Origin of the sequence: Streptomyces sp. NRRL WC-3742 (assembly GCF_000720635.1) — a bacterium.
Lineage (GTDB): Bacteria > Actinomycetota > Actinomycetes > Streptomycetales > Streptomycetaceae > Kitasatospora.
Map to the genome: position 1 here is coordinate 1 of NZ_JOCF01000114.1, position 14,820 is coordinate 14,820.

The 14,820-nt window shown below is 74.9% G+C and carries 14 protein-coding genes; 3 read left to right on the forward strand and 11 right to left on the reverse strand.

What is annotated here, in order from left to right:
• Positions 1–160 precede the first annotated feature (160 nt).
• The 7 genes from IH61_RS0138170 to IH61_RS42160 all read right to left on the reverse strand — a co-directional run bounded on the left by IH61_RS0138170 (position 161) and on the right by IH61_RS42160 (position 7,024).
• Entirely contained in the window at positions 161–742 is a 582-nt protein-coding gene (locus tag IH61_RS0138170; protein WP_051838707.1) for a type 1 glutamine amidotransferase domain-containing protein, read from the reverse strand.
• A gap of 6 nt (positions 743–748) precedes the next feature.
• Positions 749–1,045, reverse strand: coding sequence for a hypothetical protein (locus IH61_RS0138175; protein WP_051838708.1), 297 nt, complete (start codon positions 1,043–1,045; stop codon positions 749–751).
• A gap of 4 nt (positions 1,046–1,049) precedes the next feature.
• Entirely contained in the window at positions 1,050–1,514 is a 465-nt protein-coding gene (locus IH61_RS0138180) for a DUF3040 domain-containing protein (protein WP_234327515.1), read from the reverse strand.
• A gap of 65 nt (positions 1,515–1,579) precedes the next feature.
• Positions 1,580–2,023, reverse strand: coding sequence for an HAD family hydrolase (locus tag IH61_RS43655; RefSeq protein WP_051838709.1), 444 nt, complete (start codon positions 2,021–2,023; stop codon positions 1,580–1,582).
• A 461-nt stretch (positions 2,024–2,484) separates the two neighbouring features.
• Positions 2,485–5,244, reverse strand: a complete 2,760-nt coding sequence (locus tag IH61_RS0138190; protein ID WP_051838710.1) for an ATP-binding protein — start codon at positions 5,242–5,244, stop codon at positions 2,485–2,487.
• A gap of 260 nt (positions 5,245–5,504) precedes the next feature.
• The gene (locus IH61_RS43660; RefSeq protein WP_051838711.1) at positions 5,505–6,221 is read right to left on the reverse strand and encodes a HEAT repeat domain-containing protein; all 717 of its coding nucleotides are present in this window, start codon (positions 6,219–6,221) and stop codon (positions 5,505–5,507) included.
• Positions 6,222–6,439: 218 nt separating this feature from the next.
• Positions 6,440–7,024 carry a GNAT family N-acetyltransferase gene (locus IH61_RS42160; protein WP_037973929.1) on the reverse strand — a complete coding sequence of 195 codons (585 nt, stop codon included), beginning with the start codon at positions 7,022–7,024 and terminating at the stop codon, positions 6,440–6,442.
• An 83-nt stretch (positions 7,025–7,107) separates the two neighbouring features.
• Between IH61_RS42160 and IH61_RS0138205 the strand changes: the two genes are divergently transcribed.
• On the forward strand, positions 7,108–7,641 hold the full coding sequence (locus IH61_RS0138205; protein WP_031078693.1) for a GNAT family N-acetyltransferase: 534 nt from the start codon (positions 7,108–7,110) through the stop codon (positions 7,639–7,641).
• A 19-nt stretch (positions 7,642–7,660) separates the two neighbouring features.
• Here IH61_RS0138205 and IH61_RS0138210 read toward each other — a convergent pair whose 3' ends face one another.
• Positions 7,661–8,965 (reverse strand): geranylgeranyl reductase family protein, encoded by a 1,305-nt coding sequence (locus IH61_RS0138210; protein WP_031078695.1) that lies wholly within the window; start codon positions 8,963–8,965, stop codon positions 7,661–7,663.
• 359 nt (positions 8,966–9,324) lie between these two features.
• Here IH61_RS0138210 and IH61_RS43665 point away from each other — a divergent pair, with 359 nt between their 5' ends.
• The gene (locus tag IH61_RS43665; protein ID WP_051838712.1) at positions 9,325–10,302 is read left to right on the forward strand and encodes an LPXTG cell wall anchor domain-containing protein; all 978 of its coding nucleotides are present in this window, start codon (positions 9,325–9,327) and stop codon (positions 10,300–10,302) included.
• 162 nt (positions 10,303–10,464) lie between these two features.
• Here the strand turns inward: IH61_RS43665 and IH61_RS0138220 are convergent, their stop codons facing one another.
• From IH61_RS0138220 to IH61_RS0138230, 3 genes are all read right to left on the reverse strand, one after another.
• Positions 10,465–11,571: a calcium:proton antiporter gene (locus IH61_RS0138220; RefSeq protein WP_031078698.1), complete on the reverse strand. Its 1,107-nt coding sequence runs from the start codon at positions 11,569–11,571 to the stop codon at positions 10,465–10,467.
• A gap of 73 nt (positions 11,572–11,644) precedes the next feature.
• Positions 11,645–13,183: a serine/threonine-protein kinase gene (locus IH61_RS0138225; protein WP_031078700.1), complete on the reverse strand. Its 1,539-nt coding sequence runs from the start codon at positions 13,181–13,183 to the stop codon at positions 11,645–11,647.
• Complete coding sequence (locus IH61_RS0138230) at positions 13,183–14,013, reverse strand: hypothetical protein (protein WP_051838713.1); 831 nt, start codon at positions 14,011–14,013, stop codon at positions 13,183–13,185. The genes IH61_RS0138225 and IH61_RS0138230 overlap by 1 nt, the downstream gene beginning before the upstream one ends.
• Positions 14,014–14,322: 309 nt before the next feature.
• Between IH61_RS0138230 and IH61_RS0138235 the strand changes: the two genes are divergently transcribed.
• Positions 14,323–14,730: a hypothetical protein gene (locus tag IH61_RS0138235; protein ID WP_158845794.1), complete on the forward strand. Its 408-nt coding sequence runs from the start codon at positions 14,323–14,325 to the stop codon at positions 14,728–14,730.
• Positions 14,731–14,820 lie beyond the last annotated feature (90 nt).

Here is a 14,820-nt window from a genome sequence, read left to right on the forward strand (position 1 = left end):
GTGTATAAGAGACAGGCACGGCACCCTCCACCCCCTCACCGCCCCCCTGCGCGCCGAACTCCTCCTCACCGGCCGCCCACCCACCGCCACCTTCCTGCGGCTGCGCGGGGACTGAGACATGAGGGCCGAGACCCGGGGGCCGAGACCCCGGGGCTGAGACTCAGCGGCGCTTCGATGCCGCGTGCGAGAACTCCGTCACGAAGGCGTCCTCGAACACCGGCAGGTCCGCGGGCTTGCGGCTGGTGACCAGCACGCCCGGGCCGTCGCGGCACACGTGCACCTCCTCGTCCACCCACCGCGCGCCCGCGTTGAGGAGGTCGGTGCGCAGGCTGGGCCAGGAGGTGAGGGTGCGGCCCCGCACGGCGTCGGCCTCGATGAGGGTCCAGGCGGCGTGGCAGATCGCGGCGACCGGGCGGCCGGAGGCGCAGACGGCGTGGACGAAGGCGACGGCCCGGCCGTCCAGGCGCAGATGGTCCGGACTGGCCACGCCGCCGGGCAGGACCAGGCCGTCGTAGTCGGCCTGGTCCGCCTCGGCGACGGTCGCGTCCACGGCGAAGGTGTCCCCCGGATCGCGGTGGCGGACGGCCAGCACGCGGCCGGGCGCGGTGGAGAGCAGGCGCGGGGTGCCGCCGGCCTCGGCGACGGCCTGCCAGGGGGACGTGAGTTCGGCCTGCTCGGCCCCGTACGGCGCGACCAGGAAGGCGATCGTACGGCCCGTGAGGGTGGTGGCCGGCCAGCGCATGATCGCTCAGCGCGGGTGCGGGGTGGTGAGGTCGACGGCGGGTGGCGGGACGGCGCTCAGGTGGGCGCGCGTGCAGTCCAGGCGGACGGAGCGCTCCAGGTGGTCGACGCGGGCGACCAGGCCGAACGGCACCGGCACCCGGGCGCCGGGCACCCAGGGGGCGGCGTCGACCAGCAGGTGGTCGCCGGTGTCCTGCTCGACGCGGCCCAGCGGGCCGTCGATCGCCAGGACCTCGTAGCCGACCAGGCTCGGATCGGCGGCGGGGTGGGCACCGGGGCGGTGCTCCCACAGGTCGGTGCTCATGGCCTCACGCCTCCGGTCGGTCCCACGGCCGGCGCTCGCGGCGGTCCCGGCGTTCACGGTTGTCTCGGTGTTCACGGTTGTCTCGGTGTTCACGGCGTTCACGGTTCTCACCGGGTTGCGGCCAGTCCCTCGGGTCGGTCGCCCCGGCCCTGCGGCGGCGGCGCAGCAGCTCCGAGGCGACCACCGCGGCCGCCAGGGAAGCCGCCCAGACGACCCCCAGGGCGGTCAGCACGGCGGTGGTCGGCGTGCGTACGCCGATACTGAGGCAGATCGCGGTCGTCACCAGGGCCGTCAGCACCACGCCCGCGGTAAGCCTGCTCCCGACGCCGCGCAGCACCTTGCGCACACGGCTCGGCCGCTTGGCCCCCATGGTGCTCAACTTCCGGTCCAGGCGCGTGTCCTGGCGCAGATCGGACTCGATCTCCTCGAGCAGCCGCCGTTCCCATCCGCTCAACGCGGGTCCGTCCATCTCGGCCACCTCCGACACTTCCGGTGACGTGCTCGTACCCGGCGGTTGCCCGGTACGGGCCGGGGCTAACCGTTCCGGGCCGCGCCTGTTGCGGCGCCCTCGGGGCCAAAGGCCCGGGGGCGGGCGAGCAGGCTGTCGTCCAGGACTCGCAGCAGGGCGACGGCGTCGTGGTGGACCTCGGCCGCACCCGCCGCCCGCAGCTCGGGACCGGCCTCCCCGCCGGCCTCCAGGGCGACGCAGGGCACCCCCGCCCGCCTCGCCGCCAGCACCTCGCGCACGCTCCCGGCGACGGCCACGGCGTGCGAGGGCGCGCCGTCCACCAGCGCCAGCGCGGCGCGCACCGGCTCGTCCCCCGGCTCGGCCACGGCCAGGGCGGGCGCCCCGGCCACCCCGGGCCCGGTCAGCACCACCGTCCAGCCCCGGGCGGCACACTCGCGCAGCAGCTCGGCCCCGCCGGGCAGCCCGGGCCGCCAACCGGTTCCGAACACCACCGCCGAGATCACCGTCATGGCCACCTCTCCCGCTCGAAAAGGCCCCCGACCGATACGCGCCCTTCCAGGCTAGACCGCCCCCGCCGCCACCGCGCAGCCTGCGGGGGCACCCGGAAAACCGGTCGCCCCCACCGCCGCGGGGAGCCTGTCACGGTGTTCGCGCGTGCACGGTGCGGAACGGCGGCGACCGGTCGGCTGTGGCGGCCTAGTGCCGCGTCAGGCAACCTTCGCCCTCCCCCAGCCTCCGGCCGGGAGGTGCCCCCAGGGAGCGGCGTCCGGTGCGTGCTCTCGGCGTGCCGGCCGGAAGCCCTCGTACTGGACGTACTTGGGCTTTCGGCCGGTGCGGCGAGAGTGCGTGCCGGGCGTCGCGACGGGGCGAAGGTTGCCTGACGCGGCACTGGGTGGTGTCGACGCGTTCGGCGGTGCGCGGGTGTGGTCTCCGGCATGACGCGCAGCCTGCGGAGTGAGTACTCACTCCGTCAATGGTTCCTCAGCGACTCCCCCGCCCGGGCGGCCAGGGCGTCGGCGCCGCAGCGGGCGGCCAGCTCCCGCCCCCGCTCCAGGGCCGCCGGGTCGCCCAGCGCCTCGCCCAGGTCCACCAGGGCCAGCGCGTGCTCGTAGCGGGCGGGCGAGCGCTCCAGGTGGTGGACGGCCTCCGCGAGCAGTTCGGCCGCCCTCGGCCCCTCGTGGACGGCCGCGGCGAGGCGCAGGGCGCTGCCGATCGCCGAGTCCGTGCCCGACTCCCGGGCGCGGCGTACGGCCTCCTCGGCGAGGTCGCGGGCGCGCTTCGGCTCCTCGGCGGCGACGGCACGGGCCAGGTGGCCGAGCCAGGGCGCCCACACGGTGTTGCGCCAGCCGCGCGCGTCCAGGGCCGCCCCGGCGGCGGTCAGGGTCGCGGCCGCGGCGGGCGCGTCGCCGCGGGCGAGCAGAAGGCGGCCGTACAGGGTCGGGGCGTCGGGCAGGACCATCACCGTCGGGTAAGGCGGCGCGAAGCCGTGTCGGTGGGCCAGGTCCAGGGCCTCGGGGAGACGGCCGCGCGCCGCCAGGGTCTCCGCGAGCGCGCCGACCGCGTCCCAGTACAGCGGGACGCCCGGGCCGATCCGCTCGGCGAGGCGCAGGGCCCGGCGCAGGTGGTCCTCCGCCTCGGCCAGGGCGCCGCAGCGGAACCGGAGGAGGCCCGTCAGGAGGTGGGCGAAGCCAAGGTGGCCGCCGCTCCACCCGGCGACCTCGTACGCGCGGATTGCCTCGGTGAACAGCGCCTCGCCCCGGTCGACGCGGTCGGCGTAGAGGTAGGAGATGCCGAGGATGCCGGGCAGCTCGAAGCCCCAGGTGGTGTTGGTCCAGCCGAGGCTGTCCGGCAGGCGGCCGCCGGGCAGGGCGGACTCGGCGAAGGCGATGGCCTCGTCGCGGTGGGCGCCGCGCAGGGTGAGGTCCCAGCAGCGCAGCACGGCCACCGCGTGGGTCAGGCCGTCGCGCTCGAAGGCCGCCTCGGCCGGCCTCGAACCCGCCGGCGTCGGGTCGGACAGCGTCGGATCGGCCGGTGTCGGATCCTCGCTTTCGCCGAAGGCCAGGCCGACCGTACGCAGCATCGCGTCGAACTCCTCCAGCCGCCGGGAGCGCCCCGGCCCGTCCGGGTCCTCGGACCGGAAGGCGGCGAACATGAAGTGCGCGACCTCCAGCCGCAGCCGCCCGGGGCCGGGAGGAGTGCGGGCCGCCTCCTGCTCGCACACCGCGGACGCCTCCCCGACCCGGTTGCCGTGGGCGAGGGCCTGGGCGAGGCGGAAGATCGCGTCGACCCTCAGCTCGGGGCCGAGCCCGTACGGGTCGGCGAGCGCCAGGCGCAGTTGGTTGACGGTCGTCGCCGGGTCGGTGAGCAGGGCCGAGCAGCCGAGTTCGTAGAGCACGGCGGCCCGGTCCTCGTCGGCGGGCGGTTCGCTGATGGCGCGGCGCAGGCAGCGCTGGGCGGCCTCGGGCGCGCCGATGGCCAGGTGTTCGCGGGCGGCGCGGCGCAGCTTGCCGACGACGGCGCCGTCCCCCTCGGGCAGGGTCTCCAGCAGGTGCCGGGAGGCGGTCAGCAGGCCCAGGCCCGCGTTCTCGGTGGCGATGGCGGCGACCCCGTGCATCCCGGTGCGGGCGGCGGGCGGCATCGACTGGTAGACGGAGGTGGCGACCAGCGGGTGGACGAACTCCAGCCGGCCTCCCGGCGCGCCGACCAGGACGCCGTGGCGGCGCAGCTGCCGGACGGACTCGGCGGCGCCGTCCGGGCCCTGCGCGCAGATGACGGCGGCGAGGTCCGGGCGGATGTCGGTGCCCAGCATGGAGGCGGCCCAGGCGAAGCGCAGGGCGCTCGGGCCGATCTTCTCCAGCCAGTGCCGCAGCGTCATCCCCCGCGCCCCGGCGGCGAGTTCGCGCAGCTGGCCGCTGCTCTCCTCGACCGGGTCGAGCCGCTGGTCGGCCACCTCGCGCAACAGGGCGGTGGTCTCGTACGGGTTGCCGGCGGTGACGGCCCAGACGTGGCGGCAGAAGGCGTCCTCGGCCTGCGCGCCCAGGGCGGCGCGGACCAGGTGGGCGACGGAGGCGGGCTGCAGCGGGCGCAGTTCGTGGCGCCGGTCGGCCTTGGTGAGCAGGCCGTGCTGCAACGCGAGCGCCTCGTCGGGGAACTCGTCGCGGCAGGCGAGCACCAGCAGGGCGGGCAGCTCCCGGGCCCGCAGCGCGAAGCCCGCGAGCCAGCCGAGGGACTCGGCGTCGGCCCAGTGCAGGTCGTCGACGATCACGGCCACGGGCGGGCGCAGCTGCACGAGGCGGGTGAGGACGAAGTCCAGCCCGTCGCGCACCCCCTGCGGGTCGAGCTGCCCGCCCGGCGGCAGCAGGCCCACGGCCGGGCCGACGACGCCCTCCCAGGGGCCGAACACCTGCGCCCGTTCCGCGGCGGAGAGGGCGGCCAGCACCGGCCGCACCAGCTCGCGCACCACGCGGAACGGCTCGTGGCCCTGGCGCTCCCCGCCGCGGGCGAACAGCACGGTGCAGCCGACCCGCCGGGCCCGGCGGCGCACCTCGGTCAGCACCGCGGTCTTGCCCAGCCCGGCCGCGCCGGTGTACACCAGCAGCTCGCCGAGCCCGGTGCCGGCGGGCCCGGTCAGCGCCTCCACCGCCCGCTGCGCGGACCGGATCTCGGCCTCGCGCTCGTGCAGCGAAGCGCCGCTCCCGCCGCCCTCGACCGCCAGGTCCCCTTCGGCCATCGCCGCCCCCCAATTCGCCGTACGCACACCGTCGTTGCCGAGGCTACTGCCGAACGGGGTCGCTCCGGTGCGATCTTGACGATCCGGCCCCGCCCGACCACATCCGAAGGCGTCCGACCGTATCCGGCCGTATCCGGCCGCGTCCGACCGCACCGGAGCCCGTGGGCGCCCTGCCCGTCTCAGCCCGCGCGGTGGCCGAAGCGGGAGACCGGGGCCACCCCCTCACCCCCGGCCGGGAGCAACTCCCCGCCGGGGGCAGGTCATTGGTCGTCCCCCCGCTGCGCGCCCAAGCGGTCGGCGCTGATGGCCGCCCAGCGGCGTACGCGTTCGTCGGGGTCGTTCGCGAGGGACTGCACGGCGGGGAGGGCCCGTGTCCGGTGGGACCAGCCGAGGGCGGAGAGGGCGTCGATGCGCACCTGGGGGTGGGGGTCGGCGAGGAGGGTGATCAGGAGGTCGAGGGCCTGCGGGTGGGCGGCGGCGAGGGAGCCGAGGGAGCCGGCCGTGGCGGCGCGGACCTCCTCGGAGGGGTCGGCGGCGGTGCGGGCGAGGAGGTCCACGTCCTCCGCGTGGCTCGCGAAGCCGAGTGTCCAGACGGCGACGGCGCGCAGCCGGGCGTCCGGGTCGCTGAGGAGCGGGTCGGCGGCTTCGCGGGCGGCGTCGGGGTGCTCGTCGAAGAGGTCGCAGAGTACGGCGGAGAGGGAGTCCTGGTCGTCGCCGAGGTCGCGGGCGCTCGCCCGCAGGAGGACGGGCAGCGCGGCGGGGCCGGTGAGGCCCGCGAGGACGCCGGCGACCGTGTCGCGGGCATGGAAGTTGCCTGCGGCCAGGGCTTCGTCGAGCGCAGCCTCCAGGGCGGGAACGAGCGAGAGGTCCTCGCAGTCCGCAAGCCGTTCGGCGAGGTCTGTCGACTCGTCGACATCCGAGTCTGGGTCATCGAGGAGGAGGAGCAGCAGGCGGTCGAGCGATTCGGCGGCGGTCATGCCTGCACGCTACGCCGTGTCTTTCGGATCACGCCGGGCGGTCGCCGCCGGGGCACGCACCTCGCCGGCTTCTCGTCGGTCACCAATGTCCCCCAGCCTGGCGGCTGGGAGGTGCCCCCACCGCAGTGGCTCCCTCCTCGGCACCGCCGATGCACGCACCCCAACGACGCCCGCTCATCCGACGTGAGCCGAAAGACACGGCCTAGTGCCTGGGAGTGTCAAGTGGCGCTCGGGGCGGGGTCGGTGGCGAGGCGGGCATGCAGGTGCTCGTCCGCGTAGGTGTCGCCGCCGTAGCGGTGGGAGGCGCGGAGGGTGCCCTCGTACGGGTATCCGCAGCGTTCGGCGACCCGGCAGGAGGGGGTGTTGCCCACGGCGTGCCACAGTTCGATGCGGCGCAGGCCGGCGGTCTCGACGCCCCAGCGGGTGAGGGCGGTGGTGGCCCGGGTGGCGAGGCCGCGTCCGCGTGCGGTCGGGAGGAGCCAGTAGCCGATCAGGGCGACGCCTTCGGCCTGGTCGGTCCAGCGCAGGGCGACGTTGCCGTGGAGGCTGCCGTCGACGGCGTCGGTGATCGCGAAGGCGGCCGCGCTGCCCTTGGCCCAGCCGGTGACGCAGCGGTCGAGGTACGCCTCGGCTTCGGCCGGGTCCGTGGCGCGCAGGGGGTTCCAGCGGGCGATCTCCGGGTCGGCCGCGGCGGCGACGAGCGCGGGGACCGTTCCACCGGGCAGGTCGAGTGTCCGGCCCCACGGGCGGAGGAGGGCGTCGCCGAGGTCGAGGACGGCCGGCCGGAAGTCGCTGCTGCTCATCCTGCCTTCCTACCCTCTGCGCTCCCCCGCCCGCCAGTGAAAAAGGGATCGCCCCGGCCCGGGACCGGTGCGACGATCGACGGGTGATCGAGCTGATGACGGCCCACACCTCGGATGTGGACCGCGCCGTCCTGCACGGGGCGCGGGAGTTGCTGGACGCGGTCTTCGAGGGGGAGATGACCCCGGAGGACTGGGAGCACGCGCTGGGCGGCGTGCACGCGTTGCTGTGGGAGGAGGGCCAACTGGTGGGCCACGCAGCCGTGGTGCAGCGGAGGGTGGTGCACCGGGGCCGGGCGTTGCGGGCGGGGTACGTGGAGGCCGTCGGGGTGCGGGCGGACCGGCGGGGGCGCGGGCACGGGGCGATGCTGATGGACGCCGTGGAGCGGGTGGTCGGCGGGGCGTACGAGCTGGGGGTGTTGGGCTCCTCGGACGAGGCCGTGGACTTCTACCGGCGGCGTGGCTGGCGGCCCTGGCGGGGGCCGCTGTCGGCGCTGACGCCGGAGGGCGTGCGGCCGACGCCCGAGGAGGCGGGGGCGATCTTCGTCCTCCCGGGCGCCGTACCGCTGGACCTCTCCGGTGAGCTGACCTGTGACTGGCGTGAGGGCGAGGTGTGGTGACGATCCCGGTGACGGACCGTCACTTCCCGGGGGCGACCCGCCCGATCAGGTGCAGCAGCCGGTCCAGCGCGTCCTTGGAGTTGGGCTCGGTGAGGTTGACCATCAGCCGGAAGGCGATCTTCAGCAGCGCCGGCTGGCCGAGCCCCGCCGCTCCTGCGGCGCCGAGGAGGCGGGGGCGGCCGAGGAGGTCTGCGGCGAGGCGGCCGAGGGCGAAGTAGCCGGCGTAGGCGGAGCGCAGGGCCTGCGGGTAGGTGCGCAGGGCGAGTTCGCGGCCGCGGTCGGTGCGGCGGGCGAGGGCCTGGACGACGCTCTCGGCGGCGAAGCGGCCGGATTCCATGGCGTAGGCGATGCCCTCGCCGGTGCCGGGGCTGACGGTGCCGCCGGCGTCGCCGACGAGCAACAGACCGTCCGCGTAGTGGGGTTGGCGGTTGAGTCCCATGGGGAGGGCGGAGCCGCGGACGGGTTCGGTGACGCCCTCGGGGGTGTAGCCGTACTCGGGCGGCAGTTCCTCGCACCAGCGGCGCAGCAGTTCGCGCCAGTCGAGGTCGACGTGGGCGGTGTCGAGCACACCGAGGCCGACGTTCGCGGTGCCGTCGCCCATGCCGAACACCCAGGCGTAGCCGGGCAGGAGGCGGCGGGTGCGGTCGTCGGGGTCGCGCAGGTCGAGCCAGGCTTCGAGGTAGCGGTCCTCGTGGCGCGGGGTGGTGAAGTACGTGCGGTAGGCGACGCCCATGGCGCGGTCGGTGCGGCGGTGGCGGTTCATCGCGACGGAGAGGCGGGTGGAGTTGCCGTCGGCGGCGAGGACGATCGGGGCCCGGTACTCGACGGGCTCGCGCCCCTCCCCCAGTTTGGCGCTGACGCCGGTGATGCGGCGGGTGCGCTCGTCCACCAACGGGCCCGCCACGTTGGCGCGTTCGACGAGCCGGGCGCCGGCGGCGGCGGCCCGGCGGGCGAGGAGTTCGTCGAAGTCGGCGCGCCGACGCACGAGTCCGTACCCGGGGTAGGCGGACAGTTCCGGCCAGTCGAACTCGAGGCGGCGTCCGCCCGCGACCAGGCGCAGGCCCTTGTTGTGCAGCCAGCCGGCCTGTTCGGAGACGTCGATGCCCATGTCGGTGAGCTGTTTGACGGCGCGCGGGGTGAGGCCGTCGCCGCAGACCTTCTCGCGGGGGAACGCGGACTTCTCCAGCAGCAGGACGTCCAGGCCCGTGCGGGCGAGGTGGTAGGCGGCGGTGGAGCCGGACGGGCCGGCGCCGACGACGATGACGTCGGCCTCCTCGACGCCGCGGTCCGTCCTGGCGGTCACCTGCTGCTGCGGACCGGGCATCGCGCACTCCCACGGGGTCGGCTGGGCTGGGCTCTGGCGGATCGGACCGGCCGGCGCCACTCCTGCACCTGTGGGCTCGGCGGTCCCAGACGGACGATAGAGAACCGCGCCGGTCACCCGCTCCCCCGACACGCGGTCCGGTGTCGGCGACCGGTCAATACCGGCCACTGCACGATATGGGCCGCCTTCCCGTTGAGGTGCCCACGACGCGCACGGCTTATCCACGGGCACGTGATCGGATTGTAGTAACGAACTGTTCGCCACATATCGGCCACAACGACTCAATCCGGCCAAACACTCCTTGCGTCCATCCGCCCGTTACGGGAACTTTTGTGCCCCTCCCGTCGAATGGAACTCCCATGCACCTCCGCTCCACCGCCGCACGCGCCATGGTGGCCGTCCCGACCGCCGCCGCGCTGATGCTGCTCGCCCCCGTCGCGCAGGCCGCCGCCGGCGGTGGCAAGGGCGCTCCCGGCAACAACGGCACCGTGAAGATCCACAACGCCGCCACCGGCGAGGAGGACACCCGCAACGAGCCCAAGGTCTGCACCTTCTACCTGGACTCCTTCGGCTTCGACCCGGGCCAGGACGTCATCTGGGCGATCTACGCGAAGGACGGCGGCAAGGAGACCCTCGCGAAGTACGGCCAGCTGCCGGTCCTGGCGAGCGGTCACGTGCGCACCGAAGAGATCCACCTGCCGGACGGGATGTACAAGCTGTACTGGTCGTCGGTCGAGCTGGTCGACGGCAAGGTGCCGACGAAGACGAAGATCAACAACCCGAAGCACAAGGTGTTCAAGGTCGACTGCGGCGCCGAGTCCCCGAAGCCGACGCCCACCAGGACGCCGACCGGCACGCCGACCGCCACCGTGACGCCGTCCGCCACGCCGACCACCCCCGCGCCGAAGCCGACCACGCCGGCCGCGACGCCCAGCACCCCCGCCGCGACCCCGACCACCCCGGTGACGCCGAGCACGACGCCCACCACCCCGGCGACTCCGTCGACCCCGACCACCCCGGCCCCCACCGAGCCGAGCACCCCGGAGCCGACCACCCCAGCCACGGGCGCCCCGAGCCCCAAGCCGACCGACGACAAGCCCACCGCCACCGTCCCGGTGACGACCCCGCCGGCCGGCAGCACCCCCGTGGTCAACCCCGAGGAGCCGCTGGCCAAGGCCGCCGAGCTCCCCGTCCCGACCCCGACCCCGATCGCCGACGGCAAGAAGCTGGCCTCCACCGGTAGCGACGGCACCCTGCTCTACGCGGGCGCCGGCACCGTGCTGCTGGCCGCCGGCGCGGGCGCGGTGGTCTACACCCGACGTCGCCGCACCACCTGAGACACCTCCGTCCACGCGATCGGACGGACCGCGCCGGGCGACCGACCCTGATCAGCACTGCTCCTGTGCCTGATCAGGGCCGCCCGGGCACCACTGAGCCCCTGGCCCCGCGATATCGCGGCCGGCCAGGGGCTCCCGTGTGTGACTACGGGCGAGGCGCCGTCACGGGTTCACCGCCAGCACCACGAATTCCGCCAACAGCGCCAGGTGCAGGGCCCCTTGGAGCAGCGTCGCCCGGCGCGGGATGACGGTCAGGGTGCCGAGGACGACGGTGAGCGTCAGCAGCACCAGGTGCGAGGGTTCGAGGCCGAGGACGAGCGGGCCCTCCAGCCAGGCGGAGGCGACGGCCACGGCCGGGATGGTCAGGCCGATGCTGGCGAGCGCCGAGCCGAGGGCGAGGTTGAGGCTGGTCTGCACCCGGTTGCGGGCGGCCGCGCGCAGCGCCGCGATGGTCTCCGGCAGCAGCACCATCAGCGCGATGATCACACCGACCACGGCGTGCGGCAGCCCGGCGTCCTCGACGGCGGACTCGATGGTCGGCGAGACGCCCTTGGCCAGGCCCACCACGGCGACCAGCGCGACGGCGAGCAGCAGCAGGCTGACGCCCGCGGCCCGGAGGGTGGGCGGGGCCGCGTGGTCCTCCTCCTCGAGCCGGCGGACCTTGCCCTCCGGGGTGACGGGCAGGAAGTAGTCCCGGTGGCGCAGGGTCTGGGTGGTGACGAACAGGCCGTAGACGACGAGCGAGGCGGCGGCCGCGTAGCTGAGCTGGGTGGTCGAGAACTGCGGGCCCGGGGAGCTGGTGGTGAAGGTCGGCAGCACCAGGCTCAGGGTGGCGAGGGTGGCGATGCAGGCCAGGGCCGTCCCGGTGCCCTCGGCGTTGAAGACGGCGGTGCGGTACTTGATCGCGGCCACGATGATGGACAGGCCGAGGATGCCGTTGCAGGTGATCATCACGGCGGCGAAGACGGTGTCGCGCGCCAGGGTGGAGGACTTGTCGCCACCGTCCGCCATCAGGGTGACGATCAGGGCGACCTCGATCACGGTGACCGCCACGGCCAGGACCAGCGACCCGAACGGTTCGCCGGACCAGTGGGCGATGACCTCGGCGTGGTGCACGGCGGAGAGCACGGCGGCCATCAGGAACACCGCGACCACGCCGACCGCCCAGCCGGGCAGGTCCTTGTGCCAGGTCAGGACGAGGACGACGAACGACACCACCGGAACGACGACGGTCCATTGCGCGGTGGCCGCGCGGAGCTTCGTGATCATGCGCCCGAGAATGACAGACCGGAGGCCCGCCATCCGGTTGCCCGCGCCGCCGTACGGGCGGATGTGGCACAACTCATCCCGATTTGCCCGGTGACCCACCGTAGTCGGCCAGATAGCGGAGTACCCGGTCGACGTGCGGGCGCACCCGCTCGGGGACGCCCCCGGCGGCCCTGACGGTCTTGTCGCTGGTGCGGTAGCCGGCGGTCACGAGGGCGGGCAGGTCCCGGGTGAGGCCGTTGGCCTTGAACTGCTGGTCGAGCCAGCAGACGTAGTTGCCCATGGCCGCGATCGCGTCGCCCGGATCGAGGTACGACTTCGGGCCTTCGTGGGCGGCGGCGCGCGCCCAGGCGTCGAAGACGGCGGGGGTCCACATGGCGATGCCGTACTCGCCGGTCTCGGGGCGGGCGGCGGCGGGGTCGAAGCCGCTCTCGGCCTTGAGCATCGCGGCCAGCAGGGCGGGGGTGATCTCCGGTTCGGGGCAGCGGCGGGCGGCGTTCTCGATCATGTCCCGGTAGGCGGGCGGCACGTCCGAGTCGGGCGGGATGGCGCCGGGCTGCGGGGGTGCGGCCAGGACCGGGGCGGGCACACGGGCGGCGGGCACGCGAACGGCGGCCGGACGGGCGGCGGCTGGACGGGCGGCGGGCTCGGGCGCTCCGGCGAGGGCGAGGAGGGCCAGGGCGCAGGCGAGCGCGGAGACCTTCGCCGCGAGCCGGGCGCGGGCCCTCGGTGCGTGGGCGGCGCCCGCGACCAGGGCGGCGAGGTCGGTGCGCTCCCGGTCCTCCCGCGCCGGGGCCAGGCAGGCGGCGACCACCGGCCGCCAGCGCGCGGGCAGCGCCTCGTCCAGCCGCAGCGGGGCGGCGCCGCGCGCGTACGACTGGGCGGCGAGGGAGCGGGCCCGGGCGGTGGCGCCGAGGAAGGGGTGCAGGCCCCCGGTGAGCAGCTGGTGGGCGATCACGCCGAAGGCCCAGACGTCGGCGCTGGGGCGCAGCGCGACGCCGCGCGCGCCGGTGCGCTGGGACCACCACTCGGGCGGGACGTGGTCGGGCGAGCCGAGCGGCGGCGCGTAGGCGTGGGTGCCCTCGAGCTCGGCGGTGAGGCCGAAGTCGGCGATCCTGGCGGTGCCGTCGGGCATCAGCAGGATGTTGGCCGGTTTCAGGTCCCCGTGGACCCAGCCGGCGCGGTGCATGTGGACGAGTCCGGAGCAGACCTCGGCAAGGATGCGCTCGGCCCCGGGGGCGGGGGTGCCGGGGCGGGTGGTGGCGAGGAGGTCCGCGAGGCTGCGGGCGGCGCGTTCCATCACCAGGGCGAGGGCGCCGTCGAGGGCGGGGTGGGCCGGGTCGTCGACGGTGAGCACAGCGAGGGTGCGGATCAGGTGGGGGTGGTCGGCCCGGCGGCTGAACCGCTCCTCGCGGTGGGCGAGCTGGGCCATGGTGGCGCGCTGGCCGGGGCTGAGGCCGGCGGGGCCGAGGAGTTTGACGGCGACGGGGGCGCCGTCCGGGCCGTGGGCGGCGTGCACCCGGCCCCAGGCGCCGGCGCCGATGAGCGGGCCGAGGCGGTACCCGGCGAGGGGGTAGCCGTCCGGGACGTCGGGGCCGCCGGGGCCGCCGGACATCACGGCCGGGTGCTCGGGCGGGCGGGGGTACGGGCCTGCGGGCGGCGCGACGGGAGCAGGGCGAGGTGCTCCTCCCGGACGAGGTCGAACCTGAGCGCCAGCGCGACGAGTTCCTCGCGCTTGCCGCCGCCCGGCCCCTCCTCGTACAGCTCGCGCAGCCGCAGTTTCGTCGCCGTCAGGTAGTCGATGTGGTAGTTCACGGCGGAGCGGGTGAGGCTGTGGCAGCCGGGCAGGGCGCGCAGCCGGGCCAGCACCTCGGTGACGCCGGGGACGGCGGCGGCGGAGGGCGAGCGCAGGCGCGGTTCGCACAGGGCGAGCAGCACCAGGAAGTACTTGGCGGTCGGGTCGAGGGCGAAGGGGCTGACGGTGTGCTCGCCGAGCCCGCCGAGTTCCCCGGGCTCCCCGTGTTCGCCGGGCGCGCCGGGCACACCGCCGGGGCGGCCCTCCAGGTAGGCGTGCTGCGGGGCGAAGACCTTGAAGGAGGCGGGTTCGCCGAGGGCGGGCAGCAGGACGCGGGAGAACTCGAACGGCACGGGCGCGCCGAGTCTGCCGGGGGCGACCTTCACGTGCTCGCCGGCGCCCTCCAGGTTCTCCACCACGTAGGTGGCGGAGGAGCTGAAGTTGGACAGCCGCCAGTAGTCCTCGGCGGCCACGACCTCGCCCGCGCTGCGGGAGACGCCCTGGTCGGGCAGGGGGATGGCGGCGGGCCTTCCGGGCTCGCCCCGGCCGAAGACGGCGCTCTCGCCGGGGCCCATCCGCAGCAGCGCGGGGGCCGCTCCGGGCGCCACCGACCGTGCCGGGCTGGGGAGTTGAACGATGACCGTGTCCACGCGGACACCTCCGTGGGATCGGATCGATGGTATCCGTCCGATCCGTCGAGGAGGCTTCCCGCCACTCGGACGAGTGACGCGGGACGCCGGAACCCCCCGAAAACCCGCCGAAAACCCTTGCGCCACAGACGAACTGATCATCAGTCAAGCCGAAAGTTGTCCGTGTGCTGAACATTCGATAACGGTTGCAGGACGTAGTTGAACGATCACCATGAGTGTGACGCAACGCACAGTGGTCGATCGTCCACTCGTTGTGTAAGACTCATCCCAAGGAGTGAGATTCCCTTAATTTCCAAGGAGGTTCATAACATGCGCACTCGGATCGCAGCTGTGATGATGACGGTGGCAGGGATCGCCGGGCTGTCCGCCGCCCCCGCCATGGCCACCACGGCGACGGCCGAGCCCGGCACCACGGCCTGCACCACGGTGCTGAACCGCCCGTGCCTCTCGCACGAGTCGAACAACGAGGGCGTCGTCGGCGTCGCCCGCGTCACCGCCGACCCGAGCCAGCTGACCGTCGTCCGCGTCGAGCTCCGCACCCAGGCCGCCTGGGGCAGCCCGTGGGAGACCGTCGCCTCGGCCACCACCGTCCGCTACGGCTCGGCCGACGCCACCACCCAGCGGGTGGTGACCGACAAGCTGCGGATCGTCTGTGCCACCGCCGGCCCGGCGCTGGACGCGGCCCGGCAGGTGACCACCTGTACCAACCCGTTCTAAGCGCCTCCGAGAGGACGGCGCCGCCCGGCCCGGAATGGCAGTTCCGGGCCGGGCCCCTTCGCTCTCCGCCTCCCCGCCCCTCCCCGCCCC

Coding starts and splice junctions, on each gene's coding strand:
- IH61_RS0138190 (WP_051838710.1), bottom strand. CDS start 5,244: ATGGCCGAAGGGGACCTGGCGGTCGAGGGCGGCGGGAGCGGCGCTTCG.
- IH61_RS0138170 (WP_051838707.1), bottom strand. CDS start 742: ATGCGCTGGCCGGCCACCACCCTCACGGGCCGTACGATCGCCTTCCTG.
- IH61_RS43665 (WP_051838712.1), top strand. CDS start 9,325: ATGCACCTCCGCTCCACCGCCGCACGCGCCATGGTGGCCGTCCCGACC.
- IH61_RS42160 (WP_037973929.1), bottom strand. CDS start 7,024: ATGAGCAGCAGCGACTTCCGGCCGGCCGTCCTCGACCTCGGCGACGCC.
- IH61_RS43655 (WP_051838709.1), bottom strand. CDS start 2,023: ATGACGGTGATCTCGGCGGTGGTGTTCGGAACCGGTTGGCGGCCCGGG.
- IH61_RS0138235 (WP_158845794.1), top strand. CDS start 14,323: ATGCGCACTCGGATCGCAGCTGTGATGATGACGGTGGCAGGGATCGCC.
- IH61_RS43660 (WP_051838711.1), bottom strand. CDS start 6,221: ATGACCGCCGCCGAATCGCTCGACCGCCTGCTGCTCCTCCTCCTCGAT.
- IH61_RS0138180 (WP_234327515.1), bottom strand. CDS start 1,514: ATGGACGGACCCGCGTTGAGCGGATGGGAACGGCGGCTGCTCGAGGAG.
- IH61_RS0138225 (WP_031078700.1), bottom strand. CDS start 13,183: ATGTCCGGCGGCCCCGGCGGCCCCGACGTCCCGGACGGCTACCCCCTC.
- IH61_RS0138175 (WP_051838708.1), bottom strand. CDS start 1,045: ATGAGCACCGACCTGTGGGAGCACCGCCCCGGTGCCCACCCCGCCGCC.
- IH61_RS0138210 (WP_031078695.1), bottom strand. CDS start 8,965: ATGCCCGGTCCGCAGCAGCAGGTGACCGCCAGGACGGACCGCGGCGTC.
- IH61_RS0138220 (WP_031078698.1), bottom strand. CDS start 11,571: ATGATCACGAAGCTCCGCGCGGCCACCGCGCAATGGACCGTCGTCGTT.